Annotated in this window: 27 protein-coding genes; 20 read left to right on the forward strand and 7 right to left on the reverse strand. The window is 63.8% G+C overall.

The genetic code is table 11. The features are described from left to right. The 3 genes from coxB to H7688_RS05905 all read left to right on the forward strand — a co-directional run bounded on the left by coxB (position 1) and on the right by H7688_RS05905 (position 2290). On the forward strand, positions 1-1200 hold the full coding sequence (gene coxB / locus H7688_RS05895; protein ID WP_183360135.1) for a cytochrome c oxidase subunit II: 1200 nt from the start codon (positions 1-3) through the stop codon (positions 1198-1200). Further along, positions 1197-2018 carry a protoheme IX farnesyltransferase gene (locus tag H7688_RS05900; RefSeq protein ID WP_183360136.1) on the forward strand — a complete coding sequence of 274 codons (822 nt, stop codon included), beginning with the start codon at positions 1197-1199 and terminating at the stop codon, positions 2016-2018. The genes coxB and H7688_RS05900 overlap by 4 nt, the downstream gene beginning before the upstream one ends. Positions 2019-2110: 92 nt before the next feature. Next, on the forward strand, positions 2111-2290 hold the full coding sequence (locus tag H7688_RS05905; protein ID WP_183360137.1) for a hypothetical protein: 180 nt from the start codon (positions 2111-2113) through the stop codon (positions 2288-2290). Between the two features lie 289 nt (positions 2291-2579). On the opposite strand, the gene H7688_RS05910 is transcribed toward H7688_RS05905, so the two are convergent. Together H7688_RS05910 and tdh are read right to left on the reverse strand one after the other, a co-directional pair. Continuing rightward, positions 2580-3770: a glycine C-acetyltransferase gene (locus H7688_RS05910; protein WP_183360138.1), complete on the reverse strand. Its 1191-nt coding sequence runs from the start codon at positions 3768-3770 to the stop codon at positions 2580-2582. A gap of 252 nt (positions 3771-4022) precedes the next feature. After that, complete coding sequence (gene tdh, locus H7688_RS05915) at positions 4023-5060, reverse strand: L-threonine 3-dehydrogenase (RefSeq protein WP_183360139.1); 1038 nt, start codon at positions 5058-5060, stop codon at positions 4023-4025. Positions 5061-5525: 465 nt separating this feature from the next. Here tdh and H7688_RS05920 point away from each other — a divergent pair, with 465 nt between their 5' ends. From H7688_RS05920 to H7688_RS05930, 3 genes are all read left to right on the forward strand, one after another. Next, positions 5526-5705, forward strand: a complete 180-nt coding sequence (locus H7688_RS05920; protein WP_183360140.1) for a hypothetical protein — start codon at positions 5526-5528, stop codon at positions 5703-5705. A gap of 243 nt (positions 5706-5948) precedes the next feature. Then, a complete protein-coding gene (ovoA, locus tag H7688_RS05925) occupies positions 5949-8054 on the forward strand; it encodes a 5-histidylcysteine sulfoxide synthase (RefSeq protein WP_183360141.1) in 2106 nt (701 codons plus the stop codon). Continuing rightward, entirely contained in the window at positions 8039-9205 is a 1167-nt protein-coding gene (locus H7688_RS05930; protein ID WP_246329721.1) for a MalY/PatB family protein, read from the forward strand. Before ovoA ends, H7688_RS05930 begins: the two co-directional genes overlap by 16 nt. On the opposite strand, the gene H7688_RS05935 is transcribed toward H7688_RS05930, so the two are convergent. After that, positions 9202-9411: a hypothetical protein gene (locus tag H7688_RS05935; RefSeq protein WP_183360142.1), complete on the reverse strand. Its 210-nt coding sequence runs from the start codon at positions 9409-9411 to the stop codon at positions 9202-9204. The genes H7688_RS05930 and H7688_RS05935 overlap by 4 nt on opposite strands. Before the next feature lie 181 nt (positions 9412-9592). Here H7688_RS05935 and H7688_RS05940 point away from each other — a divergent pair, with 181 nt between their 5' ends. The 5 genes from H7688_RS05940 to H7688_RS05960 all read left to right on the forward strand — a co-directional run bounded on the left by H7688_RS05940 (position 9593) and on the right by H7688_RS05960 (position 14736). Beyond that, complete coding sequence (locus H7688_RS05940) at positions 9593-10909, forward strand: putative sensor domain DACNV-containing protein (RefSeq protein ID WP_183360143.1); 1317 nt, start codon at positions 9593-9595, stop codon at positions 10907-10909. Between the two features lie 38 nt (positions 10910-10947). After that, positions 10948-11157 carry a hypothetical protein gene (locus tag H7688_RS05945; RefSeq protein ID WP_183360144.1) on the forward strand — a complete coding sequence of 70 codons (210 nt, stop codon included), beginning with the start codon at positions 10948-10950 and terminating at the stop codon, positions 11155-11157. A 183-nt stretch (positions 11158-11340) separates the two neighbouring features. Further along, complete coding sequence (locus H7688_RS05950) at positions 11341-11874, forward strand: PaaI family thioesterase (protein WP_183360145.1); 534 nt, start codon at positions 11341-11343, stop codon at positions 11872-11874. A gap of 37 nt (positions 11875-11911) precedes the next feature. Further along, the gene (locus H7688_RS05955; protein WP_183360146.1) at positions 11912-13561 is read left to right on the forward strand and encodes a fatty acid--CoA ligase; all 1650 of its coding nucleotides are present in this window, start codon (positions 11912-11914) and stop codon (positions 13559-13561) included. 203 nt (positions 13562-13764) lie between these two features. After that, entirely contained in the window at positions 13765-14736 is a 972-nt protein-coding gene (locus H7688_RS05960; protein WP_183360147.1) for a GDP-L-fucose synthase family protein, read from the forward strand. A 104-nt stretch (positions 14737-14840) separates the two neighbouring features. Here H7688_RS05960 and H7688_RS05965 read toward each other — a convergent pair whose 3' ends face one another. After that, on the reverse strand, positions 14841-15878 hold the full coding sequence (locus H7688_RS05965) for a GMP reductase (protein ID WP_183360148.1): 1038 nt from the start codon (positions 15876-15878) through the stop codon (positions 14841-14843). A 161-nt stretch (positions 15879-16039) separates the two neighbouring features. Between H7688_RS05965 and H7688_RS05970 the strand changes: the two genes are divergently transcribed. Next, entirely contained in the window at positions 16040-17284 is a 1245-nt protein-coding gene (locus H7688_RS05970; RefSeq protein WP_183360149.1) for an MFS transporter, read from the forward strand. Positions 17285-17308: 24 nt separating this feature from the next. On the opposite strand, the gene H7688_RS05975 is transcribed toward H7688_RS05970, so the two are convergent. Together H7688_RS05975 and H7688_RS05980 are read right to left on the reverse strand one after the other, a co-directional pair. Next, entirely contained in the window at positions 17309-18319 is a 1011-nt protein-coding gene (locus H7688_RS05975) for a tRNA dihydrouridine synthase (protein ID WP_183360150.1), read from the reverse strand. A gap of 91 nt (positions 18320-18410) precedes the next feature. Then, positions 18411-18914 (reverse strand): FKBP-type peptidyl-prolyl cis-trans isomerase, encoded by a 504-nt coding sequence (locus H7688_RS05980; RefSeq protein ID WP_183360151.1) that lies wholly within the window; start codon positions 18912-18914, stop codon positions 18411-18413. Positions 18915-19142: 228 nt separating this feature from the next. On the opposite strand from H7688_RS05980, the gene H7688_RS05985 reads away from it, so the two are divergent. Next, the gene (locus H7688_RS05985; RefSeq protein ID WP_183360152.1) at positions 19143-19334 is read left to right on the forward strand and encodes a MerR family transcriptional regulator; all 192 of its coding nucleotides are present in this window, start codon (positions 19143-19145) and stop codon (positions 19332-19334) included. Between the two features lie 75 nt (positions 19335-19409). On the opposite strand, the gene H7688_RS05990 is transcribed toward H7688_RS05985, so the two are convergent. Beyond that, positions 19410-19871 (reverse strand): hypothetical protein, encoded by a 462-nt coding sequence (locus H7688_RS05990; RefSeq protein WP_183360153.1) that lies wholly within the window; start codon positions 19869-19871, stop codon positions 19410-19412. Between the two features lie 287 nt (positions 19872-20158). On the opposite strand from H7688_RS05990, the gene H7688_RS05995 reads away from it, so the two are divergent. The 7 genes from H7688_RS05995 (at position 20159) to H7688_RS06025 (ending at position 25293) form a co-directional block, all read left to right on the forward strand. Beyond that, on the forward strand, positions 20159-21016 hold the full coding sequence (locus H7688_RS05995) for a DMT family transporter (protein WP_183360154.1): 858 nt from the start codon (positions 20159-20161) through the stop codon (positions 21014-21016). A 126-nt stretch (positions 21017-21142) separates the two neighbouring features. Beyond that, positions 21143-21769: a LysE family translocator gene (locus H7688_RS06000; RefSeq protein WP_183360155.1), complete on the forward strand. Its 627-nt coding sequence runs from the start codon at positions 21143-21145 to the stop codon at positions 21767-21769. An 88-nt stretch (positions 21770-21857) separates the two neighbouring features. Further along, on the forward strand, positions 21858-22511 hold the full coding sequence (locus H7688_RS06005) for a YceH family protein (protein ID WP_183360156.1): 654 nt from the start codon (positions 21858-21860) through the stop codon (positions 22509-22511). A 21-nt stretch (positions 22512-22532) separates the two neighbouring features. Then, entirely contained in the window at positions 22533-22844 is a 312-nt protein-coding gene (locus tag H7688_RS06010) for a DUF2288 domain-containing protein (RefSeq protein WP_183360157.1), read from the forward strand. 13 nt (positions 22845-22857) lie between these two features. Then, entirely contained in the window at positions 22858-23577 is a 720-nt protein-coding gene (locus H7688_RS06015; protein ID WP_183360158.1) for a DUF1847 domain-containing protein, read from the forward strand. Positions 23578-23809: 232 nt separating this feature from the next. Beyond that, complete coding sequence (locus H7688_RS06020) at positions 23810-23983, forward strand: hypothetical protein (RefSeq protein WP_183360159.1); 174 nt, start codon at positions 23810-23812, stop codon at positions 23981-23983. 491 nt (positions 23984-24474) lie between these two features. Further along, positions 24475-25293 carry a flagellin N-terminal helical domain-containing protein gene (locus tag H7688_RS06025; protein WP_183360160.1) on the forward strand — a complete coding sequence of 273 codons (819 nt, stop codon included), beginning with the start codon at positions 24475-24477 and terminating at the stop codon, positions 25291-25293. Positions 25294-25377: the final 84 nt, after the last annotated feature.

The raw sequence follows: 25377 nt of genomic DNA on the forward strand, positions 1-25377 counted from the left end.
ATGACGACAACTGAAGCGATCGACCCGGTCTTCATGTTCATCCTGGGCTCCTGCCTGGTGCTGCTCATCGGCATCACCGTGGCGATGGTGGTCTTCGTGGTACGCTACCACCGAAGCCGTGCCCCGGAGCCGACCTCCCAGGTGGACGGCAGCCTCTGGCTCGAGGTGATCTGGACCGCCTTCCCGACCCTTTTGGTGCTGGCCATGTTCTACTACGGCTGGGCGAGCTACCTGACCCTGCGCAACGTGCCGCCCGGCGCCCTGCAGGTGACGGCGGTCGGGCGCATGTGGTCCTGGAACTTCCTGTACCAAAACGGCAAAAACAGCCCGAAACTCTACGTCCCGGTGGGGAAACCGGTCCAGGTGGCGCTCGAGTCCAAGGACGTGCTGCACGGCTTCTACGTGCCCGCCTTCCGCGTCAAGCGCGACGTGGTGCCGGGCATGAAGAACCACGTCTGGTTCGTGGCCTCGAAGCCCGGCTCCTACGACATCTTCTGCTCGCAGTACTGCGGCACGAGCCACGCTGCGATGATCGCCACCATCGAGGCGGTTCCTCCCGAACAGTTCGAGGCCTGGCTCAAGGAGACCAAGTCGACCGGCGCACAGCACCCGGCTTTGGCGCTTCTGGAGAAGCACGGCTGCCTGGGGTGCCACTCGCTGGACGGCTCGCAGAAGGTGGGACCGACCTTCCAGGGGATCTGGGGCAGGAAGACCGAGGTGAAGACCGCCGGCAAGGAGCACGAGATCATCGCCGACGAGGCCTACCTGAAGCGCTCCATCGTGGAGCCCAACGCCGACGTGGTGGAAAAGTACCCGCCGGTGATGCCGGCTTTCGCCGGAGTGCTCACCGAGGAGGAGATCAGGCTCATCATCGACTACTTCAAGACCGGCGGCCAAGCCGGCGCTGCCAAACTGGACGGCGCCAAGCTCGCCAAGGACAAGGGGTGCCTCGCCTGCCACTCGCTCGATGGCTCCAAGGGGGTCGGTCCCAGCTTCAGGGCGATCTTCGGCACCAAGGTGAAGGTGGTGCGTAACGGCAAGCCGGAGATGGTGACCATCGATGAGCCCTACCTGAAGGAGTCGATCCTGAAGCCTGCCGCTGCGGTGGTGGACGGCTACCAGCCGATCATGCCGGTGGAGGACGATCTCTCGCCGGACGAGGTGTCGGCGCTGGTGCAGTTCATCAAGGAGCTCAAGTGATAGGGACCCTGAGCCGACTGTTGCGGCTGCGGCTCGCCCTGATGAACGGGGTAGCCGCAGTGGGCGGCTCGCTGCTCTTTCCGGGGAGCGCGGAAACCGGGGAGCTCGTTGCCCTGGGGGGCGGCGTGGCGCTCTTGGCCGGTGCCGGGTCGGCGCTGAACCAGCTCCTGGAGCGCGACCTCGACGCGCTGATGCAGCGCACCCGGCTGCGGCCGCTCCCCACGGGCGAGCTCACGCCGCTTCTGGTCCTGCTCATGGGGCTTTGGTGCCTGGTGGCCGGCTCGCTCCTCCTTTTCGCGGCGGGCGGCGCGCTCGCAGCCCTTTTGGGGTGGGGGACGCTCGCCTGGTACCTGGCCGTCTACACCCCGCTCAAGCGACGTACCCCCTTCGCCCTCATGCTCGGCGCCCTGTGCGGCGCCGTCACTCCGGTTATCGGCTGGAGCGCTGCCGGCGGCAGCCTCAGCGATTTCCGGATCATCCTGCTTGCCGGTGTGCTCTACCTGTGGCAAATACCCCACTTCTGGCTCTTGCAGCGCCGCCACGCCGACGATTACCGGCGCGCCGGCTTCCCGCTCTTTGCCCCCCCGGCCAAAGCGAGCGGGGCGGCGCCCTTTTTCCAGCTCTGGGTGGTGGCCATGATCGCCAGTGCGCTGATGCTCCCCGCCTTCGGGGTGATCAGCCGTGCCGCAGCTCCCTGGTGTCTCGTCTTCTTTGCGCCGCTGCTGCTCGCAGGGTTCAGAAAGCTCGAGCCGGTGCTCTTTGCCAGCTTAAACCTTTTTCCCTTGGTGGTCACCGCGGCGCTCTACGCCGGCCGGTAAGGTTTTCCCTTCGAAAAATCTCCCGTTGCGGATAGAATGGTCCGACGCAGGTACCGGTAGCCTGCTGAACTACAGTAAAAAAGGAGCCTTGGATGGCCGATAAGGGACACGGCGCAACGCCGGTGAAGCACAAGCTTTGCAAACTGAGTAAGGACGGGAAGTTGGAAGAGGTCGAGGCACTTTCGGTGAAGCCGATCGTGTACTGCAACAAGTGTCGGGCGAAGTCCAACGATCCCGCGAGCCTGTGCAACCCTCGGACGCTCAAGGCTTGAGAGAGATAGCGTAAGAAGGTGAGCTGTAGGAGGCTTCTACAGCGGGAATCCATAGCTTCGACAGCAGCAACGCAAAAAGGCGGCCCCCAAAAGGGCCGCCTTTTCTGCTGGTACGTAGGTGCACTTAGTACCTGCGACTAACGCCGCGTCCCCTCTCCCCCTGCGGGAGAGGGACAGGGTGAGGGGGAAGCTGCCACCTCCTCAGAGCTTCCGGCTTCACCCACCCCCCGACCCTCTCCCGTCAAGGGAGGGGGAGGTCCCAGGGGCGCTTGCGAATGAGGGAGGTCATCTACCTGATCACCCCGAGTTCCTTCCCGACCGTGGTGAACACCTCGAGCCCGGTGTCCAGGTCCTCACGCGAGTGCGCGGCGCTGATCATGACGCGGATGCGCGCCTTTCCCTGCGGCACTGTGGGGAAGCCGATGGGCATCGCAAAAACGCCCGGGGTGGACTCGAAGAGCCGGCGCGAGAACTGCTGGGCGAGCGTGGCGTCTCCCAGCATGATCGGCGTGATCGGCGTGATGCTGGCCCCGGTATCGAAGCCAGCCTGGCGCATCCGCTCCTTGAAGTAGCGGGTGTTTTCCCAGAGCTTGTTGACCAGTTCGGTGCTCTCCTCCAGGATATCGACGGCGGCCAGGCAGGCGGCGGTGTCGGCGGCAGTGACCGCGCTGGAGAACAGGAAGGGGCGTGCCTTCTGGCGGATCCAGTCGACGACCAGCTTGCGACCGGCAATGACCCCTCCCATGACGCCGAAGGCCTTGGAGAGGGTGCCGATCTCGAGGTCGAACTTGCCGTTCAGGCCGAAGTGGTCCACGATGCCGCGCCCGCCGTGCCCCAGGACACCTTCACCGTGGGCGTCGTCCACCATGGTCATGATGCCGTGGCGCTCACAGAGTTCGAATATTTTGTCCAAGGGGGCCACGTCGCCGTCCATCGAGAAGACACCGTCGGTGATCAGGAGTGCGCGGCGGAACTTTCCGATGTTCTCCGTGATCACCCGCTCGGCGTCGGCCACGTCGCAGTGCTCGTAGACCATGATGGTGGCCGAGGAGAGCCGGCAGCCGTCGATGATGCTGGCGTGGTTCAGGCGGTCAGTGAAGATGACGTCGCCCTTGCCGACCATGGCGGGGATGGCGGCCTGGTTGGCGCAGAAGCCAGACTGGACGTAGAGCGCGTCTTCGACCCCCTTGAAGCTGGCCAGGCGCTCCTCCAGTTGGCGGTGCAGTTCCAGGGTCCCGGCGATGGAGCGTACTGCGGCCGGGCCAACACCCCAGACCCCGACCGCCTGTTGGGCCGAGGCCTTGAGGCGCGGGTGATTGGCGAGCCCCAGGTAGTTGTTGGTGCAAAAATTGAGGACCTTCTTGCCGTCCACGACCATCCAGGCTCCGCAGGCGGATCCGATGGTGCGGATGGCTGTGCGCAGCCCCTGCTTCTCGAGGGTCGCGAACTCTTCGGAAATCCAGGAAAATTTGTCAGCCATTGCGGCACTCCTTAAAAAAGCATGTTAGCCACGGAGCCACCAAGAACACGGAGAAATTCAAGTCATGCGCACCTAGCCTTTTCCCTAAAAGAAAAGGAAAACACCGCCATCTGTTCGGCCTGTCACGTTAACGGAAAAGGCCGAACAGAAGAGAGAAACGGTCGTTTTGTTTCAGCGCTGTGGCGTCAGTCTGCGCCATGCAAAAGATTTTCTCCGGGTGCTTGGTGGCTCCGTGCAAACCCGGTGGTTGCTTTAAACCCAGTTCAGGATGACCTTGCCGGAGTTCCCCGACGCCATCGCCTCGAATCCCTTCTCGAACTCCGTGTAGTGCATCCGGTGGGTGATGATCGGGTTCAGGTCCAGGCCGATCTTGATGAGCGACTGCATCAGGTACCAGGTCTCGTACATCTCCCGCCCGTAGATCCCCTTCACGGTCAGCATGTTGAAGATCACCTGGTTCCAGTCGATGGCGAGCTCCTGGTCCGGGATTCCCAGCATGGCGATCTTGCCGCCGTGGCACATGTTGGCCAGCATCTCCTTGAAGGCGGTGCCGTTACCGGACATCTCCAACCCCACGTCGAAGCCTTCCTTCATCCCCAGTTCCTTGCGCACGTCGGCAAGCGAGCGCTCTTTCACGTTGAGCGCCACGGTCGCCCCCATCTTTTTGGCGAGTTCCAGCCGGTAGGGGTTCAGGTCGGTGGTGACGATGTAGCGCGCTCCGGCGTGCCGGGCGATGGCGGTTGCCATGATGCCGATGGGACCGGCGCCGGTGATCAGCACGTCCTCCCCGAGCACGGGAAAGGCGAGGGTGGTGTGGGTCGCATTGCCGAACGGGTCGAAGATGCTCAGGATGTCCATCGGGATGCTGGGATCGGCATGCCAGACGTTGGTGACCGGGATGCAGATGTATTCGGCGAAGGCGCCGGTGCGATTTACGCCGACGCCGGTGGTGTCCTTGCAGAGGTGGCGCCGGCCGGCCAGGCAGTTGCGGCAGCGCCCACAGACGATGTGCCCTTCGCCGGAGACCACGTCGCCGATATTCAGGTCGTAGACGTTGCTGCCGATGGCGGCCACGGTCCCTACGAACTCGTGTCCCACCACCATGGGGACCGGGATGGTTTTCTGGGCCCAGGCGTTCCAGTCCCAGATGTGCAGGTCGGTACCGCAGATGGCGGTCTTGTGCACCTTTATGAGTACGTCGTTGATCCCGACCTCGGGAACCGGGACCTCGTCCAGCCACAATCCCGGTTTGGAATATTTCTTCACCAGTGCGTGCATGGTTTTCTGCATCAGATGGCGCTCCTTTGCGTCAGACAGTGATACTCATTAATATAGCAATCCAGGGGCATATGTAAACCGCGATCCGCGTATACCGGAAACCGTGAACCAACAGGGATGAATGGGATAAAGGGGATACCTCCCCAAAAGCCCGGCTATAATGAGAGGCAAACCGAACCACCGGAGGGGAGGGGGACTGGCCCCGCAGGTGCCTATCCCCCTAGCCGGAGGCTTTTCACCCTCGTGAGCTCGCCTACCTGGCCGAGCAACGACCGTGACCGTTCGTCCTGCTTCACATTAAATGGTGCCTGCCCCCTTTGACCTGTGACCCCTTTGACCTGCCCGTCCGCCCCATCCTCAGGTTTCCTCTGTGTTCCTCCGTGCGCCTCTGCGGTGAAAGCTTTTGGCCTGGCCGCGCAAATCCGCGAAATCTGCTATGATAAGACAGTCCGGATTTCACATGAGAAGGAGAAGGCGATGAGCGAATTGAAAAGCTGCCCGATGCCCGAGGGGCACAAGGCGCATATGTGCCAGTTGAAAGCCGAAGGGCGCATGGAGGAGATCGACCAGCATTCGGCCAAACCCAAGTTCGTCTGCAACAAGTGCGGCTCGAAGGCTGATGAGGAAGGTTACCTCTGCCAGCCCAGGCCACTGTAACGCCCACGACAACCGGGTAACAGGTACGGCACCGACCACACGGGCCGGAGCCCTGAGACCACGCGGGAAGACACCACCCGGAAGAGAAAGGACATGAGGTGATCCGGGTCCCGCACTCGACCTGAAACCTTCGAAATACAAGGGGCGGCCCCCGGGCCGCCCTTTACTGTTTCAAATTAGCCACACTGTCAAAATGTGCTAAACTTGCGGCACCATTACTCTACTAGTCAAGGAGACTTGCTCATGGACCTGCGCAAGACCCATACGACCATACTCAACGAAGGCGATCCGGAAGACAAAAGAGCGGAGATTCTCCAGTACTTCCACGCCACCTTCGACATAGACGAGAAGCTATATGAGACCCTGAAGGAGGATAGCACCTTCTACCTCAGAGCCGACCGGCTGCGCCATCCGCTCATCTTCTACTTCGGCCACACCGCTACCTTCTTCGTCAACAAGCTGATCATCGCCAAGGTGATCCATGAGCGCATCAACCCGCGCTTCGAGGCGATGTTCGCGGTCGGCGTGGACGAGATGTCCTGGGACGACCTGGACGCCACCCACTACGACTGGCCCACCCGTCAGCAGGTGAAGGAGTACCGCGACAAGGTGCGCCAGATGGTCGACGGCCTGATCCGCACCCTGCCGCTTACCCTCCCCATTACCTGGGAGAGCCCCTTCTGGGGGATCATGATGGGGATCGAGCACGAACGGATCCACCTGGAGACCTCCTCGGTGCTGATACGCCAGTTGCCCCTGGACCAGGTGCGCCCCATGGAGCTCTGGTCCATCTGCAAGGACGCCGGCGAGCCGCCCCAAAACGAGCTGGTCTACGTGCCGGGTGGCAAGGTGGTCCTGGGCAAGGACGCCAGCCACCCCCTCTACGGCTGGGACAACGAGTACGGCAGCCACGAAGCCGAGGTCGCCGGCTTTGCCGCCTCCAAGTACCTGGTCTCCAACCGGGAATTCCTCGCCTTCGTCGAGGATGGCGGTTATCGCGAAGAGAAGTGGTGGACCGAGGAGGGGTGGAACTGGCGCACCTTCAAGGGGGCGGAATTTCCGCTTTTCTGGCGGCGCCGGGAGAACGGCTGGGCCTTGCGCACCATGCTCGAGGAGGTCGATCTCCCCTGGAACTGGCCGGTCGAGGTGAACTACCTGGAGGCCAAGGCCTTCTGTAACTGGCTGGCCGCCAAGACCGGGAAGGCGATCCGGCTCCCCACCGAGGACGAGTGGAACCTGCTGCGCGACGCGGCCCACATCCCGGACCCGCCGGCCTGGAATAGCGCGCCGGGCAACCTCAACCTCGAGTACTGGTCCTCCTCCTGTCCGGTGGACCGCTTCGCCGTAGGGAACTTCTACGACGTGCTGGGCAACGTCTGGCAGTGGACCGAGACCGCCATCTACCCGTTTCACGGCTTTCAGGTGCATCCCTGGTACGACGATTTCTCGACGCCGACTTTCGACACCCGGCACAACCTCATCAAGGGTGGCTCCTGGATTTCCACCGGTAACGAGGCGACCCGCGAGGCTCGCTACGCCTTTAGGCGCCACTTCTTCCAGCACGCCGGCCTGCGCTACGTGGAGAGCACGGCAACGGTCGAGGTGCAGCAGGACCCCTACGAGACCGATGCCCTCACCGCTCAGTACTGCGACGCCCATTACGGCTCTGAGCACTTCGGGGTGCGCAACTTCCCGGCAACGCTCGCCAAGATCTGCCTGGAACTCTCCCAGGGGCGTCAGCGCGGCCACGCGCTGGATATCGGCTGCGCCGTGGGGCGCGGCAGCTTCGAATTGGCCCGCGGCTTCGACAAGGTGACGGGGCTCGACTTCTCGGCGCGCTTCTTCCACCTGGCGGCCCGCATGCAGGAGGGTGGCTACCTGCGCTACGCACTCCCCGAGGAGGGGGAGATCCTCTCCTTCCACGAGATCACCCTTGCCGACCTGGGGCTTGCGGAGCTGCGCGAGAAGGTGCAGTTCTTTCAGGCCGACGCCTGCAACCTGCCGGACAAGTTCACCGGCTACGACCTGGTGCTGGCCGCGAACCTGATCGATCGGCTCTACTCGCCGCGCCGCTTCCTCTCCATGATCCACGAGCGGATGAACCCGGGTGCCCTCTTGGTGATCGTCTCCCCCTACACCTGGCTGGAGAGCTTCACCAAGAAGGAGGAGTGGCTGGGCGGCTACCGTGCCGCCGGCGAGCCGGTCTACACCCTGGAAGGCTTGACCGAGGTGCTCGCGCCGCGCTTCTCCATGCTGGGCGAGCCGCGCGACGTGCCGTTCGTGATCCGCGAGACGCGCCGCAAGTTCCAGCACACCGTGGCCGAACTGACCGTATGGGAGCTCAAGTAATGGAGGAAACCTTCGACTTCGACGAGATCATCGACCGGCGCGGCACGTCCTGCGAGAAGTGGGACAAGTACCGGGGGCAGGACATCATCCCGCTCTGGGTGGCGGACATGGATTTCCGCTCTCCGCCGGCGGTCATCGAGGCCCTGCAGGAGCGGGTGAGCCACGGCATCTTCGGTTACACCCACGCGCCGGACAGTCTCTACGAGGCGGTGCTCACCTCGCTCAAGGAGGAGTACGGCTGGGAGGTGAAGCGCGAGTGGATCACCTGGCTCCCCGGTCTGGTCACCGGCCTCAACGTCGCCTGCCGCGCGGTGGGCGAACCCGGCGACGACGTCATCACCTTTACCCCGGTGTATCCGCCGTTTCTTTCGGCGCCGCCGCTCTCGGGCCGGCAGACCGTGAAGGTGCCGCTGGCCTGTCGTGACGGGCGCTGGGTACTCGACCTGGAGGCCCTGGAGGCAGCGCTCACCCCGCGCACCAGGCTAATGTTGCTCTGCAGCCCGCACAACCCGGTCGGCCGGCTCTGGAGCCGCGAGGAGCTGGCGAGCCTCGCCGCGTTTGCCGGGCACCACGATCTGGTCATCTGCAGCGACGAGATCCACGCGGGGCTCGTGCTGGAGGAGTCGCTGCGTCACCTCCCCATTGTGACGCTCGCGCCTGAGATCGACCGGCGCACCATCACGCTGTTGGCGCCCAGCAAGACCTTCAACGTCCCCGGGCTGGGGTGCTCCTTCGCCGTCATCTCCGACGATTCGCTGCGCCGCGCTTTTAGAAAGGCGATGGGGCGCGTGGTGCCGCACGTGAACCTGTTGGGCTTCACCGCCGCCGAGGCTTCTTACCGGCACGGCGAGCCCTGGCGGCGCGAGCTGGTCCGCTACCTGCGCGGCAACCGCGACCTGGTGGCCCGGGAGCTGGAGGCCATGGGGCTTGCCGTGGCACAGGTGGAGGCGACCTACCTCTCCTGGATCGATGTGCGGCATCTGGGGATGGACGACCCGGTGGGGTTTTTCGAGGAGGCGGGGGTTGGGCTTTCCTGCGGGGCAGACTTCGGCCTCCCCGGTTACCTGAGGCTCAACTTCGGCTGTCCCCGTTCGCTCCTGGTCGAGGCGCTCAGGCGGATGCGGGCGGCGCTGAACAGCCGGTCCGTCTAGCCTGGGACGTGGGGAGTTCTGCTGAGTTTCCGCTGCTCCTCCTCCCAGCCGACACACGCCAACTCGACGGTTCGGGGGATGGGGCGTGCTCCGGTGCCGTAGGCGCTGGCGGTACGGATCGTGATGCCGAGTTCACGGCTCACCGCAGCAAGCGAGAGCCCGTTTCGGATGCGCCAGACGGTGAAGCGCTCGGCCGGTCTGGGCACGTTGTTCCAGCAGGTCGGCAAACAGGGTGTCGGCTCCGATTTGAATATCGAAATCCGGCCACTCCGCTTCCCAGCCGAATTCACCCAGTGTTGCCTGGGTGAAGGCATCAGGTTCCCGTAGCGGCGCCAAGCCCGGAAGGGCGAACACCGATTAATATCTTTCGTCCCCGGGAGTTAACGCGTGACCTCCAAAAACAAATCCCCCAGAAATCTCGCCGAATCGGTCTGTGCCGAGCTCAGGAAGCGGCACGTCGCCTTTCCCGACGAGCGGATCATCGTCGACCTGTTTGAGACCACCTACTACTCGAGCCTGAGAACCGAGGAGTCCGAACCGGTCACCTTCCACCTGGTCTTCCTGGACCCGGCCCAGCCGGATCCCAAGCCCCCCAAAAACCCGGTGAAGGACCGCTGGAGCTTTATCCCCTTCGCCGAACCGATCGAGTTCTCCATCCTGAACGTGGTGAAGATCGCCAAGTCCTCCGGGCTCACTACCTCCTCGCTGGTGGTCTGGCCCGGCACCGAGGGGAAGCTCTTCATCTGGGGGCTGGTGGACCAGCAAAACCGCTTCCACAAGTTCCTGAACCGCAGCGCCGAGGTGGAGGCCGAGCGGCCGGGGCTCTTCCAGGTGAGCGTGGAGGGGATCGGCGTCATCGTGGTTTACTTGCGCTACGAGAAGGTCGCCGAACTGAGGGTGAACGAGCTGATCCGCAACTCCCTGGATGTCTTCGGCGAAAGCCCGATCCGCGATTTATTGGCGCCGGGCATTGCGGACCACATCGACTCCCTGCACGATAACCTCCCCGAGGACCTCCCCTGCAGCTGCTACAACGAGGAGATCCACGTGCAGCAGTGGCTCTCGGTGCTCTGCCGGATCCTCCTGCGGGTCCAGAAGCTGAAGCACGGCGGCGCTCTCCTGATCACCCCGGAACTCGCACGGCAGGGGCTGAACGTCAAGTACCGCATCGACTACGAGCGGCTGCAAGGCGCCCTGGCCACCAACGCGGTCCTCAAAAGCCGCTTCGACTGCATGGAGCTGAGTCTGCTCGAGCAGGACGAGTCGAAGGCGAGCGACATCCCCGCGTCGCGCTTTCTCCGGCTCCGGCGCCTGGAAAAGGAGCTCAGGTCCAGCAAGAACGAGATCGACGGCGTCATCTGGTTCATCGCCCTCTTGACCCGGGTGGACGGGCTGGTCCTCATGGACAGGAACCTCGCGGTGCGCGGCTACGGTGTCGAGATCACCACCTCGGCGGAGCCGGAGAACCTTTTCATTGCCGGCGATCGGCTGGGGAGCGAGGCGAAGCTGCGCCCGGCGGGCTACAACCACTTCGGCACCCGCCACCGCTCGATGATGCGCTACTGCTTCGAAAACCCGGGGAGTATCGGTTTCGCCATCTCGCAGGATGGCGAGGTGCGGGTGATCTCCAAGATCGGGGAGCGGCTCATCATGTGGGAAAACATCAAGCTCAAGTACTACAGTTACGTTTCCAAGAAAAAATGATAGGATCGCGTCCGGATTTCTAGTGAGGAGGAAACCTTATGAAGCGAGTGATGCTGACGGCTCTACTGGCACTGGCCGCATCCGGTTGCACTCGGCAGGCCTGGTACGAAGGTTTCAAGTCGCAACAGCGTCTGCAGTGCGAACACCTGACGCAGGACTACGAGCGCCAGCGCTGCCTCGAGCGGGTCAACGGCTTGACCTACGACCAGTATCAGCGGCAGACCGAGGCTCTGAAAGAGCGGCAGTGACTTGTCTGCCAGTCAATCGCGGTCCTCATCTGGTAGCCCACGATATCCCGCAGCCCCCTCCCTTTCCTTACCGTTGGTAACGACGCACTAGCAAATCACTCCAGCTTGTCGTAGAATGCCCGGCGCTGCCGGCCCCGCCCGGCTCGATCCCATCCCGGCCTCCCGCCGGAGAAGGAGACCCACGTGCCCGACGCTCCCCTCACCAAGGACGCTATTGCCACCCTCCCGCCGGTTCTGGGCCGCTGGCCCGGCTCCTGCTTTGTCTGCTCGCCCGGGCACCCGCACGGACTCGGGCTGCGCTTCCACCACACCGAGGATGGCGTGGCCTGCACCACCACGATTTCCACGCACTACTGCGGTTTCGACGGCATGGTGCACGGCGGGATCATCTCGACGCTCATGGACGAAACCGCCGCCTACGCCCTCTTTGCCCGCCACGGCAAGCTCGGGGTGACCCGCGAATTGACCACCCGCTTCCTGAAGCCGGTCCCCACCGCTGCCGAACTCACGGTGGTGGGGAGGGTGGCGAGCTACACGCCGCCGACGGCCGAGGTGACCATGGCGATCTACGACCAGGCGGGCGAGGTTTTGGCCGAGGCCAAGAGCTCCTGGTCCTTCCCGCGCCTGTCGCGCATCGCCGCTCTGGCCGGGGTGCCAGAGGAGGTCCTGCAGCAGTTTCTGGACGACTGCCAGAGGATCGAAGACCGGAAAGCCTAACACCTGCCATTGAATTCACTACCTTGGAGGCTCAACGATGAGTGACCTGCTGATACCGCGTACCCCCTCGGCGTACGACTACCAACTGTTGATCAAGAACCTGCTCTTCTGCCCGGCGGTGGACAACCCGGACCAGGAGATCGTCTACCGCGACCAGTACCGCGGCAGCTATCGCCAGCTGCGCGAAAGGGTGCGGCGCCTGGCGCGCCTGTTGACCGACCTGGGCGTCAAACCGGGGCAGACCGTGGCGGTCATGGACTGGGACAGCCACCGCTACCTCGAACTCTTCTTCGCGGTGCCGATGATCGGCGCGGTGCTGCACACCATCAACGTGCGCCTCTCCCCCGAGCAGATCCTCTACACCATCGACCACGCCGAGGACGACGTGCTCCTGGTGAACAGCGAGTTCCTCCCCATCCTGGACCAGATCCGCGGCAGGATCGACACGGTGCGCACCTACATCCTGATCTCCGACGAGGACGCCAGCGCCAAGAGCAGCATGGTGCCGTTCGTCGGGGAGTACGAGGAACTTCTCGCCAAGGCCGCCCCCGAGTTCGAATTCGCCGACTTCGACGAGAACATCCGCGCCACCACCTTCTACACCACCGGCACCACCGGTCTCCCCAAGGGGGTCTACTTCAGCCACCGCCAGCTGGTGTTGCACACCTTCGGCGTCCTCTCCATGCTGAGCACGGTCTCCGACCACGGCAGCTTCAGGCGCGACGACGTCTACATGCCGATCACCCCAATGTTCCACGTGCACGCCTGGGGGATGCCCTACGTGGCCACCATGCTGGGGGTAAAGCAGGTCTACCCGGGTCGCTACCTCCCGGAGGTCCTCCTGGAGCTCAAGGAGAAGGAGGGGGTGACCTTCTCGCACTGCGTACCGACCATCCTGCACATGATGCTGAAGCACCCGCACGCCGAGCGCATCGACCTCAAGGGGTGGAAGCTGATCATCGGCGGCGCCGCCATGTCGCGCAACCTCTGCGTGGATGCCCTGAAGCGCGGCATCGACGTCTTCACCGGTTACGGCATGTCCGAGACCTGCCCGATCCTCACCTTCTCGCAGCTCACCCCGGAGATGCTGGAACTCCCCCCCGAGGAGCAGGCCGCCATCCGCTGCAAGACCGGCCTCGCCATCCCGCTCGTCGACCTGCGGGTGGTGGATGCCGATCTCAAGGAAGTGCCGCGCGACGGCGTCACCACGGGCGAAGTGGTGGCCCGGGCTCCCTGGCTCACCCAGGGGTACCTGAAGGACCACAAGACTTCCGAGCGGCTCTGGGAAGGGGGCTACCTGCACACCGGGGACGTGGCGGTGCGCGACGAGCGCGGCTACCTGCGCATCACGGACCGCTCGAAGGACGTCATCAAGGTGGCGGGCGAGTGGGTCTCGTCGCTGGAGCTCGAGGACCTGATCGCGCACCACCCGTCGGTTGCCGAGGTGGCGGTGATCGGCCAGCCCGACGAGAAGTGGGGTGAGCGCCCGCTGGCCCTGGTGGTGCTGAAACCGACCGCCGCCGGCAAGTCGAGCGAGAAGGAGATCTCCCACTACATCCGCGAGACCGCGGACCGCGGCACCATCAGCAAGCAGGTGGTGCTCGCCAAGGTGAAGCTGGTGGAGGCGATCGACAAGACCTCGGTCGGCAAGATCAACAAGGTCGCCCTGCGCGAGAAGTACCTGTAGCCGCGCAGAACGTCGGATTCCGACAGTTGCCGGTACCGGACTCGACGCGCTTGAGCCTGGCAGTGCCGGAGAGCACCGGGTGCGCGTCAAGGTTATGCAATGTTTGCGCAATGGCGAGCGGGTTGGTAACATTGTGCCTGTTTCTCGGCAGCACGTAGGCGTACGACACTATCCCATCGAGAGTTACCCATAGGAGAGTACACATGGAAAAAAACGCGAAGATCTTCCTGGCCGGATCCAAGGGCCTGGTCGGCTCGGCGCTCAAGCGCTGCCTCACCCAGAGCGGCTATACCAACCTGATCACCCCGGAGATCGACGAGCTGGACCTTACCAACCAGCAGGCGGTCACCGATTTCTTCGCGGCGGAACGCCCCGAGTACGTGATCCTGGCCGCGGCCAAGGTGGGCGGGATCCACGCCAACAACACGTATCCCGCCGAGTTCATCTACCTCAACCTGGCGATCCAGAACAACGTGGTGCACAACGCCTGGAAGTACGGGGCCAAGCGCCTTTTGTTCCTGGGGTCTTCCTGCATCTACCCGAAACTCGCCCCGCAGCCGATGAAGGAGGAGCACCTGCTCACCGGGCTTCTCGAGCCGACCAACGAGCCCTACGCCCTGGCGAAGATCGCCGGTATCAAGATGTGCGAGTCCTATAACCGCCAGTACGGCACCAAGTTCATCGCCGTGATGCCGACCAACCTCTACGGCCCGGGCGACAACTTCCACCCGGAGAACAGCCACGTACTGCCGGCCCTGATCCGCCGCTTCCACGAGGCGAAGCTCGCCGCGGCCCCCGAGGTGGTGGTCTGGGGGAGCGGCACCCCGCGCCGCGAACTCCTCTACGTCGAGGACATGGCGCGCGGCTGCCTGCACCTCATGGAACTCTCCGACGAGCAGATCGCGCCGGAACTCTTGAGCTACCCCAAGCCCTGCTTCGTGAACCTGGGGACCGGGGAAGACGTCACCATCCGCGAGTTGGCCGAGACCGTGGCCCGGGTGGTGGGGTATCAGGGGAGGTTGGAGTTCGACGCCAGCAAGCCGGACGGCACGCCGCGCAAGCTCGAGGACGTAAGTCGCGCCCACACCCTGGGCTGGCGGCACACGATGAGCCTCGAAGACGGTATCGCGGCCACCTACCGCTGGTACCTGGAGAACCCCGAGTACAAGCGCTGACCATCGCGCTACAAAATATAAAAGCCGGACAAAAAACGAGCCCGGTGGAGAGATCCACCGGGCTCGTCTGCGTCTGGGGCTGTCCGCCCGCGCTGGGGCCGGAGTTACCCGAAGACGCGGTTTTCCTGCTCCTGCACCCGGATGAAGGTGGTGCGCTTGGTGAGCTCCTTGAGCGATGCCGCCCCCACGTAGGTGCAGGCCGAGCGGACGCCGCCCAGGATGTCGCGCACGGTGTCCTCGATCGGTCCGCGGTAGGGTACCTCGACGGTCTTCCCCTCCGAGGCACGGTAGGAGGCGACGCCGCCGGCGTGCTTGTCCATGGCGGTGGTCGAGCTCATCCCGTAGAAGAGCTTGAACTGCTGGCCGTTACGCTCCACGATCTGCCCGCCGCTCTCGTCGTGGCCGGCGAGCATCCCCCCCAGCATGACGAAGTCGGCGCCGCCGCCGAAGGCCTTCGCCACGTCACCGGCGCAGGTGCAGCCCCCGTCCGAGATGATGCGTCCGCCCAGGCCGTGGGCCGCGTCGGCGCACTCGATGACGGCGGAAAGCTGCGGGTAGCCGACCCCTGCCTTGACGCGGGTGGTGCAGACCGAACCCGGGCCGATACCGACCTTAACCGCGTCGGCGCCGGAGAGCAGCAACTCCTCGACCATCTCGCCGGTAACCACGTTCCCCGCGATGATGGTCTTGTCCTCGAAGCTGTCGCGCACCCTGCGCACGAACTCGACGAAGCTCTCGGCATAGCCGTTTGCCACGTCGATGCAGATGAACTTAAGCTTGGGGTGGCTTTTCATGATGGTGGTGAGCTTGTCGAAGTCGGCTTCGGAGGAGCCGGTGCTCACCATGATGTGCGAGTAAATGACCTCGTCCCTCCCTTCCAGGAACTCGGTCCACTGCGCCGGGGTGTAGTGCTTGTGCACCGCGGTCAGCATGGCGTGCTGGGCCAGCACGGCGGCAATCTCGAAGGTGCCGGTGGTGTCCATGTTGGCGGAGATGACCGGTACGCCGGTCCATTCGTGCTTACTGTGCAGGAACTTGAAGGTGCGCATCAGGTCGACCTGGGAGCGGCTCTTCAGGTTGGAACGCTTGGGGCGGATCAAAACGTCGGAGAAACCGAGCTTTACATCGTTGTCTACGAACATGTGTGCATCTCCTTCACGGCAGAGGTAGCGTAACATCCCGTCTCTCGACAGGCGGGATCGGAGATTAACTCCAATCCGGAGGTTGTACAAGGGTTAAATTGTTGAAAAGAGAATCTTTACCGCGTATACGGCCCTGTGCTAGAGTGCCCGCGGAGGTTCCCATGCTCGATAGCCGGACGCGCCGCCAGCGCTGGACCATCTTCGCCGTCCTGGCACTGATCTACATCCTCGTCTATTTCTACCGGGTCTCGCTGGCCGTCGTCGCCCGTGACGTCGCGCGCGAGCTGAACCTCTCCCCGGCCCAGCTCGGCTCGCTCTCCAGCATCCTCTTCTACGTCTACGCCGCCGCGCAGCTCCCCCTGGGGCCGATGATCGACCGCCTGGGCGGGAGGCTGGTGATCAGTGGCTGCGGCGTGCTTACCGCCCTGGGCGGCATACTCTTCGCCGAGGCTGGCAGCATGGGGGAGGCCATGTTGGCCCGCATCCTCCTGGGGCTGGGTACCTCGTGCGTACTCATGGCCACCTTCACCATCTTCAGCCACTGGTTTTCCAAGCGCGAGTTCGGCCGGGTTTCGGGACTGATGATCGCGGTCGGCAACCTGGGCAACCTGGGGGGAACGGCGCCCCTGGCTTTCGCGGTCTCTCTGGTGGGGTGGCGCAGCTCGTTTTTAGCGGTGGGGGTGCTGCAGGGGCTCTTGACGGTGCTGGTCTTTCTCATGGTGCGCGACCGGCCGCCCGAGCCGGTCCACGAGGAGGGGAAGACCGTCGAGCCCATGGGGCTGCTGGAGGCCTGGAAGCAGAGCTTCGGCAACCGCGACTTTCTCTATCTGGGCGCCCTGGCCTTCACCTGGTACGGCAACTATCTGGCCGTGCAGGGGCTTTGGGGCGGTCCCTACCTGATGGAGGTGCTCAAGCTGAGCCGGGACGGGGCCGGCCGCATGCTGATGTGCACCTCGCTCGGGTTCATCTGCGGCAGCCTGGTGATCGACAGCATCGCCCGTAAGCTGCTGCATTCCCACAAGTGGACCATGTGGAGCGGCCAGCTGCTGCTCCTTGTACTGATGACAGGTTTCCAGGGGTGGGCGGATACCCTTCCGGCGCCCCTTTTGGCGGCCCTCTTCTTCGCGCTGGGGCTGGCCGTCTCCAGCGGGACCGCCATCTACCCTATCGTGCGTTCCATGTTCCCGGTGCGCATGGTGGGGACCGCGCTCACCTCGCTCAACTTCTTTGTGCTCCTGGGGGCGGCCTCGACGCAGCAGGTCATGGGGGTGATCCTGAACAGCTTCGGCAAGCACACCCCGGGTGCCGTGGCCCAGGCTTTCCACGCGGCGTTCCTGTTCCCGGTAGCCGCCCAGGCCGTGGCGCTCGCGCTCTTCTTCTTCGCCAGGGACTACTACGAACACTAGTAACGGGAGGCGCTTTTCGGGGCTTTACAGCTCTCCGAGCACGGACTTGAAGTCCCCGAGCGTCTTGGCGCGCTTCAGGCGTTTGAGCTCCTGGTCGAGTTCCGGGTCCTCCACGTTGGAGACCACCCCTTTCACCTTGGCGAGCACCTGGGCGTCGCCGCAGAAAAGCTTGCCGTAGAGCGGCAACAGGCCGTCCAGGTAGCGGCGCAGCATGGTCCGGCGCTCGGCCAGATCCGGCTCCGCGCTCGCCCGGCCGCGCAGCCGCTCGAAGAGCATCGGCTCACCGATGCCGCCGCGCCCCAGCATGAGCCCGGCGGCCCCGGTCTCCTTCAGGATGCGCAGTCCCTGCTGCGCGCGGCGGATGTCGCCGTTGGCGATCACGGGGAGGCAGGTCTGCCGGACCACTTCCGCGGTGATTGCGTGGTCGGCAAAGCCGTTGTAGGCCTGGCGCACGGTGCGCGGGTGCAGCACCAGGAAGTCGACCCCGGAGCGCTCCAGAAGCGGCAAGAGGGAAAAGATCTGGCGCGGGTCGTCGTAGCCGGCGCGCAGCTTCACCGAAAAGGTCCCGGCGATGGTCTCGCGCAGGGCGGGGAGGATCTCCTCCAAAAGCTCGGGGCGCTTCAGCATCCCGCCGCCGGTCAGCCCGCTGGTCATGCGCCCGTAGGGGCACCCCATGTTCAGGTTCAGGTGCACCGCACCGGCGTCCTGGGCGACCTGGGCCGCCGAGACCAGCGCGTCGCGTCCGTGCCCGATCAGCTGCACCACCAGCGGCACGCCACCCTCGGCGGGGGCGATCTCGCGCAGGTCGCCGGGCATCAGGCGCTTTTTCGAGGAGACCGGGTTCACCCTCATGAACTCGGTCCAGACCACGTCGGGGCGCACCCAGGAGACGAAGAGCGAGCGCAGCGCGCGGTTGGTGAGCCCCTGCATCGGCGCCAGCATGAGTGGGGTCTCGCCGGGAGCCCAGGGGAGTCGTTGGCCGCCGGGCGCAGTGCTCCCGGTACGGGGATCGTTGTCGGTAACTGGTTTGGTCATGGTTCTTTAGAAGACGAAGCTGAAGGGGCGTTGAGGTGCGGGGAGGCGTCGGCCGCCTCCCCGGCTTCGTGCGTGGCTGATAGGCTGATGCCTAGAGGATTTCCAGCAGTTCGATTTCGTAGGTGATGTCTTCGCCGGCCAGCGGGTGGTTGGCGTCCACGGTGATGGTCTCTTCGGTCACTTCGACAACCACGACCTCGACCGGTTCGTCGTCATCACCGGTCAGTTCCAGCTCCATGCCGACTTCGGGAACGATGTCGCCGGTGAGCTGGGCGCGGCTGATGGCGAAGACCTCGTCCTCGTCGTACTCGCCGAAGGCGTCTTCGGCAGGGATGACCACGGTTTTCTTCTCGCCGGGAGCCATGCCGACCAGTGCTTCCTCGACCTGGGGGAAGAAGTCCTCGTTGCCGATGGTCAGCTCCATGGGGCCGGTCTCGCAACCGCACCCGTCGTCTTCGCAGGCGTCATCGTGGCAGCCGCAGGCGTCGTCCTCGCAGCAGCCCTCTTCCTTCAGGGTGCTGTCGAATACGGACCCGTCTTCGAGGGTGCCGGTGTAGTTGATGCGTACTTTGTCGCCTTGTTTTGCAGTTGCCATGTCGTCTCGTCCTTCTTAGTGGTGTAGTTATCTTGGTTCTCTTCGCTGAATGTACGTGCGAGCGAGCCGGTTAGTCCAGAAAAATCGTGCTGAGTGCCAAAAAACAGCCTTGGCAGACGCAAAACGCCCCGGAATGCGCCTGGCCTGAGAAATCCAGCATACCAGCTTGTCCTTTACAGTTGTCGCACCGTTGTGAAACAATGTCATGCGGTTAGCAAGGAGGCGGTTATGGAAAAGAAGATCAGCGCGGATGAGTGGACGGCCAGGTTTCGTGCCGTAGGTCTCGACGACGACGCCCAGGGACACTGGCACTCGCTCTTTGAACGCGAAAACCCCAGCGGACACCAGAGCTTCCTGGAGTGGCTGGGGCTCCCCGAAGAACGCATCGTCCAGCTCCGGGACCGTTCCTCGATCCGGTAGCTGCAGGCCTTCCCGGGTTTTCGCGGCGCTACCCGCCTCTGACGGGGGCGGCGCCGGTGTGCATCACCCGGGCGGCTACTGGCGCATCAGCTTCTTCGCCGCGAAGTTGTAGCACTGCAGGTAGCTCAGCACGGTGAGCACGAAGCTGAAGTACAGGACGCTCAGGACGATCGGGATACTGGGCGCCTGCAGGATGAACATCCCGAAAAAGAAGAAGACCGAGACCTTCACGATGTCTCCCATCCGCTTCTTCTTGGTATAGGCCTTGAGCTCCTCGCTGCTCAGGTTGCTGGTACTCATGGCCAGGTCGCGCTCGACCTCCTTGGACGCGAAGCGGTAGATCGGGTAGAAGAGCACCATCTGGATCACAAAGCTCGCTACTACCGCGTTCATGAACCTCCCCGGGATGCCGAGGGCCTGGAATTTGGCCTGGAACTGCACCGCCATGTAGACCAGCATGAGGATGAGGGCGCCCTGGGCCATGGCGAATATCTTGATGGTTTTGGCGATCTTCTGGTATCTTGTGGTGTCCGCCATCCTAGCTCCCTCCGGGTGGTTGTGGTGTGCCTCGTACTGCAGGCGGCGTCACCATAACAAATATAACGTTGGTATACAATAAAAAGACGCTCCGGTTTCGACCGGTTCGCTGCGCGGCGCTGATCTGATCCAAGCTAGCGCGTGTGGGCGAGGTTTCACCAGCCATTGCAAGAGGTTGTGCCTCGATGCTGCTGCGCCGTGGGGCCGCCCGAGCCGGTTTTGCATTGATCGACTGCAGCGAATCAGGTACCTTGATCGGGTTGCCTCGACGAAAGGCGGAATCCGATATGAAACAGACCCGCCTCGCCTACGCCGCGCTGGTCTGCGGCATCCTCTGCATAGGGTGTTCGGCGTTGTTCGTAAAAATTGCCGCGCTTCCCGGCACCGTCTCCGCGTTCTACCGGTTGGCGCTCGCAGCACCTCCGCTCCTGGTAGCCTGGGTGGTGGCCCGCAAGCCGCTGCCGGCGCGCCGGGACCTGGGGCTCATGTCAGCCGGCGGCGCGCTCTTCGCCGCGGACCTGGTCTTCTGGAACTCGGGGTTGCTGCTCACCTCGGCGGCGACCGCGACGCTGTTGGCCAACAACGCGCCGATCTGGGTTGGCCTCGGCGCGCTGTTCTTCTTCCGCGAGCGCCTGGCACCGCGCTTCTGGCTCGGCCTCGCCCTCTCGCTTGCCGGCATGACCCTCATCGTCGGCGCCGCGGGAATCCGGCAGCTGCAGTTCAACCAGGGCGACCTCCTGAGCATCGGCGCCAGCATGTTCTACGCGGCCTACCTGCTGACCACGCAGAAGGCGCGCGTGGCCAACGATACCCTCACCTTCATGACCGTGTCGGTAGTTGCCGGTGCGGCACTGCTGTGGGTGGTGAACCTCGGCCTCGGCCTGCCGCTTACCGGCTTCAGCGCCAGGACCTGGTGGGCCCTCACCGGCCTTGCGCTTCTCTCGCACCTGGTCGGCTGGCTTGCCATCAACTACGCGCTCGGGCACCTGAAGGCCTCGGCGGTCTCGGTCTCGCTGCTGGGCCAGGCCGTGGTGACGGCGCTCCTCTCTATCCCGATTCTGGGGGAGACTCTGGGATGGTCCCAGACAGTGGGTGGCCTCCTGGTGTTAAGCGGCATCTACCTGGTCAACAGCAGAAGGAAGTAAGGTAACGGCAACAAGAAGTACCCTGAACAAGCACCGATGAGCTGACCGCGCTTTTTTGCCTCCCGCGAGACGCTCTAGCCAAGCAGGCGCAACCACGTGAGCGCCTTTTTTTAAGGAACTACTCTAATGGAAGGAATCGTCAATCTCCCGCTGTTTCTGGTTTCCTGCGTGGCGCTCAACGTCATGCCCGGGCCGGATACCATCTATCTCGTAACCCGCAGCATCGCGCAGGGGCGCCGTGCCGGCCTGCTCTCCTCCTGGGGACTGTGCACCGGCGCGCTGGTGCACACCTTCGCGGCGGCGCTGGGGCTCTCCGCCGTCCTTTCCGCCTCGGCTCACGCCTTCAGCGCCGTGAAGTACGCCGGTGCCGGCTACCTCATCTACCTGGGCGTGAAGACCTTCTTTGATAAAAGCGGCCCGCTTTCGACCGAAAATGAGCCGGCGGCGCCAGCCAGCGGTTGCCGGATCTTCTTCCAGGGGATCCTGGTCGACCTGCTGAACCCGAAGGTCGCACTGTTCTTTCTCGCCTTTCTGCCGCAGTTCATCGACCACAAGGCACCCAACAAGTTCCTTACCTTCCTGCTCCTGGGGGTGATCCTGGTGCTCTTCTCGCTGGTCTGGGAGGGGATCCTGGTGCTGGGGAGCTCCCGGCTTTCCGGGTACTTCACCAGGAACGAGAACTCCGGACGCCGGGTGAACCGGGTCGCCGGGTCCATTTTCCTGGGACTCGGGGTGCGGATGGGGCTGATCTGAGGGAGAAGAGGTCGGTGGGGGAGACCGTTCAAGGCCGGTTAGTGCGGGGCCAGGGTCGAATCCAAATTAATGTCAACGGAGGGGCTTCATGGACGTCGTTCTCAACCCCACGGAGGTCCGGGTGCTCGGTTCGCTCATCGAGAAAGAGCTCACCACCCCGGAGTACTATCCACTCTCGCTCAACGCGCTGGTCAATGCCTGCAACCAGAAGTCGAACCGCGACCCGGTGACCGGTTTGTCCGAAGCCGAGGTGGTTCAGGCCCTCGATGCGCTCCGGTTCAAGCAGTACGCGCTCCTCTCCGGGGCCGGCGGCCGGGTGTCGAAATATCGACACGCCCTGGTGGAGAAGTTCCGCCTGTCCCCCGCCGAGCTCGCCATCATCTGCGAGCTCTTGGTGCGCGGGCCGCAGACCGTGGGGGAGCTGAGGACCCGTTGCGAGCGGATGCACCCCTTTGCCGACCTGGCCGAGGTGGAGGCGACCCTGGAAGAGCTCACGAACCGGACCCCCGCCTTCGTGACAAGGTTGCCGCGCCAGCCCGGTCGCAAGGAGTCCCGCTTCTGCCAGCTTTTCGCCGGCGAGCCGGACCTGGCTGCCCTCGAGGCTGCCGCCGAGGCGGGTGCGCGCGGCAAGAGCGCCGACGCAGGACAGCTGGAGAAACTCGAGGAAGAGGTGGCCACACTGCGCCAGGAGGTCGAGGAGCTGCGCCAGTTGCTCACCGAGTTTCGCAAAACCTTTGAATAGCATGAACGCAGGGAGGATGGAGTGAGCGAACACCCAACGTCGCGGCAGGAACTGGCCGCCAAGATCGATGTCACCGACTGGTTCAGCCTGCGCGCGCACCTGGAGCGCGGCGGGGTGATCCTGGTGGATCGCATGCTGGATCTCGCCGAAGTGGCTGTCGCGGTCGCGGGCGACGACGTGAAGCTTCTCGAGCGCTGGATCGCCACCGGCCTGGTGGGGAAACCGAGTGCCGAGCAGATGAAGAGCTGGGATGCCCAAGCGATGAAAATCTTTAACTGCCTGATCGTCTCGCCCTTCGTGCTCGCGCAAGAGGTGCCGGAAGAAAAGGGCTGACCAAGGAGGTCTCATGGGAGAGGAGAACCCCGAAGTTTCCTGTTCGCGCTGCAGTGCCGTGATCCAGAAAAGCGGCACCACCAACTGCTGGAGCGGCGATCCCGCACAGGCGCCCCCCAAGCCCGGCAACTGTCCGAGCACGAGCCACGCAGCCACGGTCGATGAGGCGATGGCGCTCATGAAGGGAGAGGGGGAGGACGCCCGCATCGCCTTCGTGGCTGCCCGCGTGGAAGGGCTCTGCTACCAGCGCATGCCGGGAAGCGACGCGGTGAACGCGCGCTGGACCCGGGTGGAAGACACCATCGCCTTCGCGAAGCTCATGGGGTACCAAAAGATCGGCATCGCGACCTGCATCGGGCTTCTGGACGAGTGCGAGCGGCTGAGTGCCATCCTGCGGGCGCAGGGGTTCACCCCCTTGAGCGTCTGCTGCAAGGCGGGGAGTATCGACAAGCTGGAGCTCGGGCTCAAGGAAGAGGACAAGGTACGTCCGGGGACCTTCGAACCGGCCTGCAACCCGATCGCCCAGGCGGAGATCTGCAACTCGCTTGGGACCGACATGAACGTGATCCTCGGGCTGTGCGTCGGGCACGACATGCTGTTCAACAAGCACTCCAAGGCACCGGTAACCACGCTGGTGGTCAAGGACCGGGTAACCGGCCACAACCCGATCGCGGTGCTCTACGGCCAGAACTTCTATTACAAGCGGCTCCAGAAGCAGCAGGTAGTGGAGTGAGTCTTCGGCCTCCACCGAGGTAACCGCACAGAACATCAGGCGAAAAGCCCGCCATCCACCCGGATGCGCGGGCTTTTTTGTTGCGCGGCGCGGCTGGCACCTGCACAATCGGTCGAGAAAATCACTTCAGAATCGCCGCCGACTGCCGATAGGACTGGTACCGTAGCAGGGCGGGGTACAGCGAGGTTCGGATCGGTCCAGAACAGCCGAGAGGGCAGAAAGGGCGGGCATTATGAAAGCTATCAGCGTGGTATGGAAAACCTTCCGTGGTCTATCGTTACTGGTGGTGCTCGCCGTCGTTTTTGCGGGAGCCGTGGCGGTTTCCTGCCTGTTGCGTCTGGTGCTCGGCAACGGCTTTGCCGATGTGGCCGGCAAGCTGCACCTCGGGTCCAACGGCTGGTCCTGATTCCCGGCGCCCCAGAGCTCTGGCGCCGCAGGAGGGGTGAGTAACCCGGGCTGCGGCGTTTTGACTCCTGGAGCTGCACTCACGTCAAAACTCTGACGTCGGGCCTCCTCGCGTCCGCGAACAACCGGCCCAGAGAGCCTTTCCTCCCACGGCGCAGTCCTCCTTTTCCCCGGAACCGACATTATAATTGTCCAACTGAGACGGGCCGGTAACCCGTCGCTATCCGCCGTGCCTCTGATCCGCCACGAAGCGGGATCTGCAGCGCAAGTCATTGACCTCACGTACTCTTACTGCCATACCCACGTCCCTTGCCATGCCGCCGGGAACTCCCGGACCTCACCCCCCAATCCTCTTTCCTGCAGAAAAAAACCGCTCTTTACCCCAGTTGGCTCCTCCGCGTCCCGATTCGTCGGCATGTGGTGTGCGAAATCCCCTCCGGCCGCCAAACCGACCGGCAAGAATGCCGAACCTTCTTAGAACAGGAGATCAGTATGGGAACCAGTGATATTTCATTGACCGCGGGGATGAGGACCAACCTCCTCAGCCTGCAGAACACCACGAGCCTGCTGAACAGGACCCAGCAGAGGCTCTCCTCGGGGAAGCAGGTGAACAGTGCCCTGGATAACCCGACCAACTATTTTGCCTCGCAGGCCGCGACGCAACGCGCCACGGATTTCGCCAGCCGCAAGGACGGCATGTCCGAGGCCGTGCAAACCGTCTCGGCGACCAACGCGGGCATTACCGCCATCACCGGTCTGATCCAGGCTGCCAAAGGTGTCGCGCAGTCCGCGCTGTCGACCTCGGACACCAACGTCCAGTCGAAACTCGCCGCCCAGTACGACACCATCCGCACCCAGATCGACCAGATGTCTTCCGACGCCAGCTACAAGGGGTTGAATCTCTTGAGTTCCAGCAACACCCTGACGGTGAACTTCAACGAGAACGCCTCGTCCTCGCTGAACGTCATCGGCTTCCTGGGCAACTCCTCGGGCCTGAGCCTCACCTCCGCGAGCGGTAACTGGCAGGCGACCTCGTCCATCACGACCGACGCCGCGAAGATGGACTCGGCGATCACCGCGCTGAGAACCAACAGCCAGACCCTGGCTGCCAACCTGAACATCATCACCACCCGCCAGGGCTTCACCGACAACATGATCAACACCCTGCAGACCGCTGCGGACAACCTGACGCTGGCGGACATGAACCAGGAAGGTGCCAACATGCTGATGCTGCAGACCCGTCAGCAGCTGGGTACCACCTCGCTCTCGATGTCGGCCCAGGCGGCACAGTCGGTCCTCAAACTCTTCTAGCAGTAAAGCTGTCGCCGAGGCGGGGAGTCCGGCCCCGCCGAAGCACTCTCACAGCTGAAGGCCCCACCTCGAGCTGGCGGTTTC

Origin of the sequence: Geomonas limicola (assembly GCF_014193675.1) — a bacterium.
In the GTDB taxonomy this organism is placed as follows: Bacteria; Desulfobacterota; Desulfuromonadia; order Geobacterales; family Geobacteraceae; genus Geomonas; species Geomonas limicola.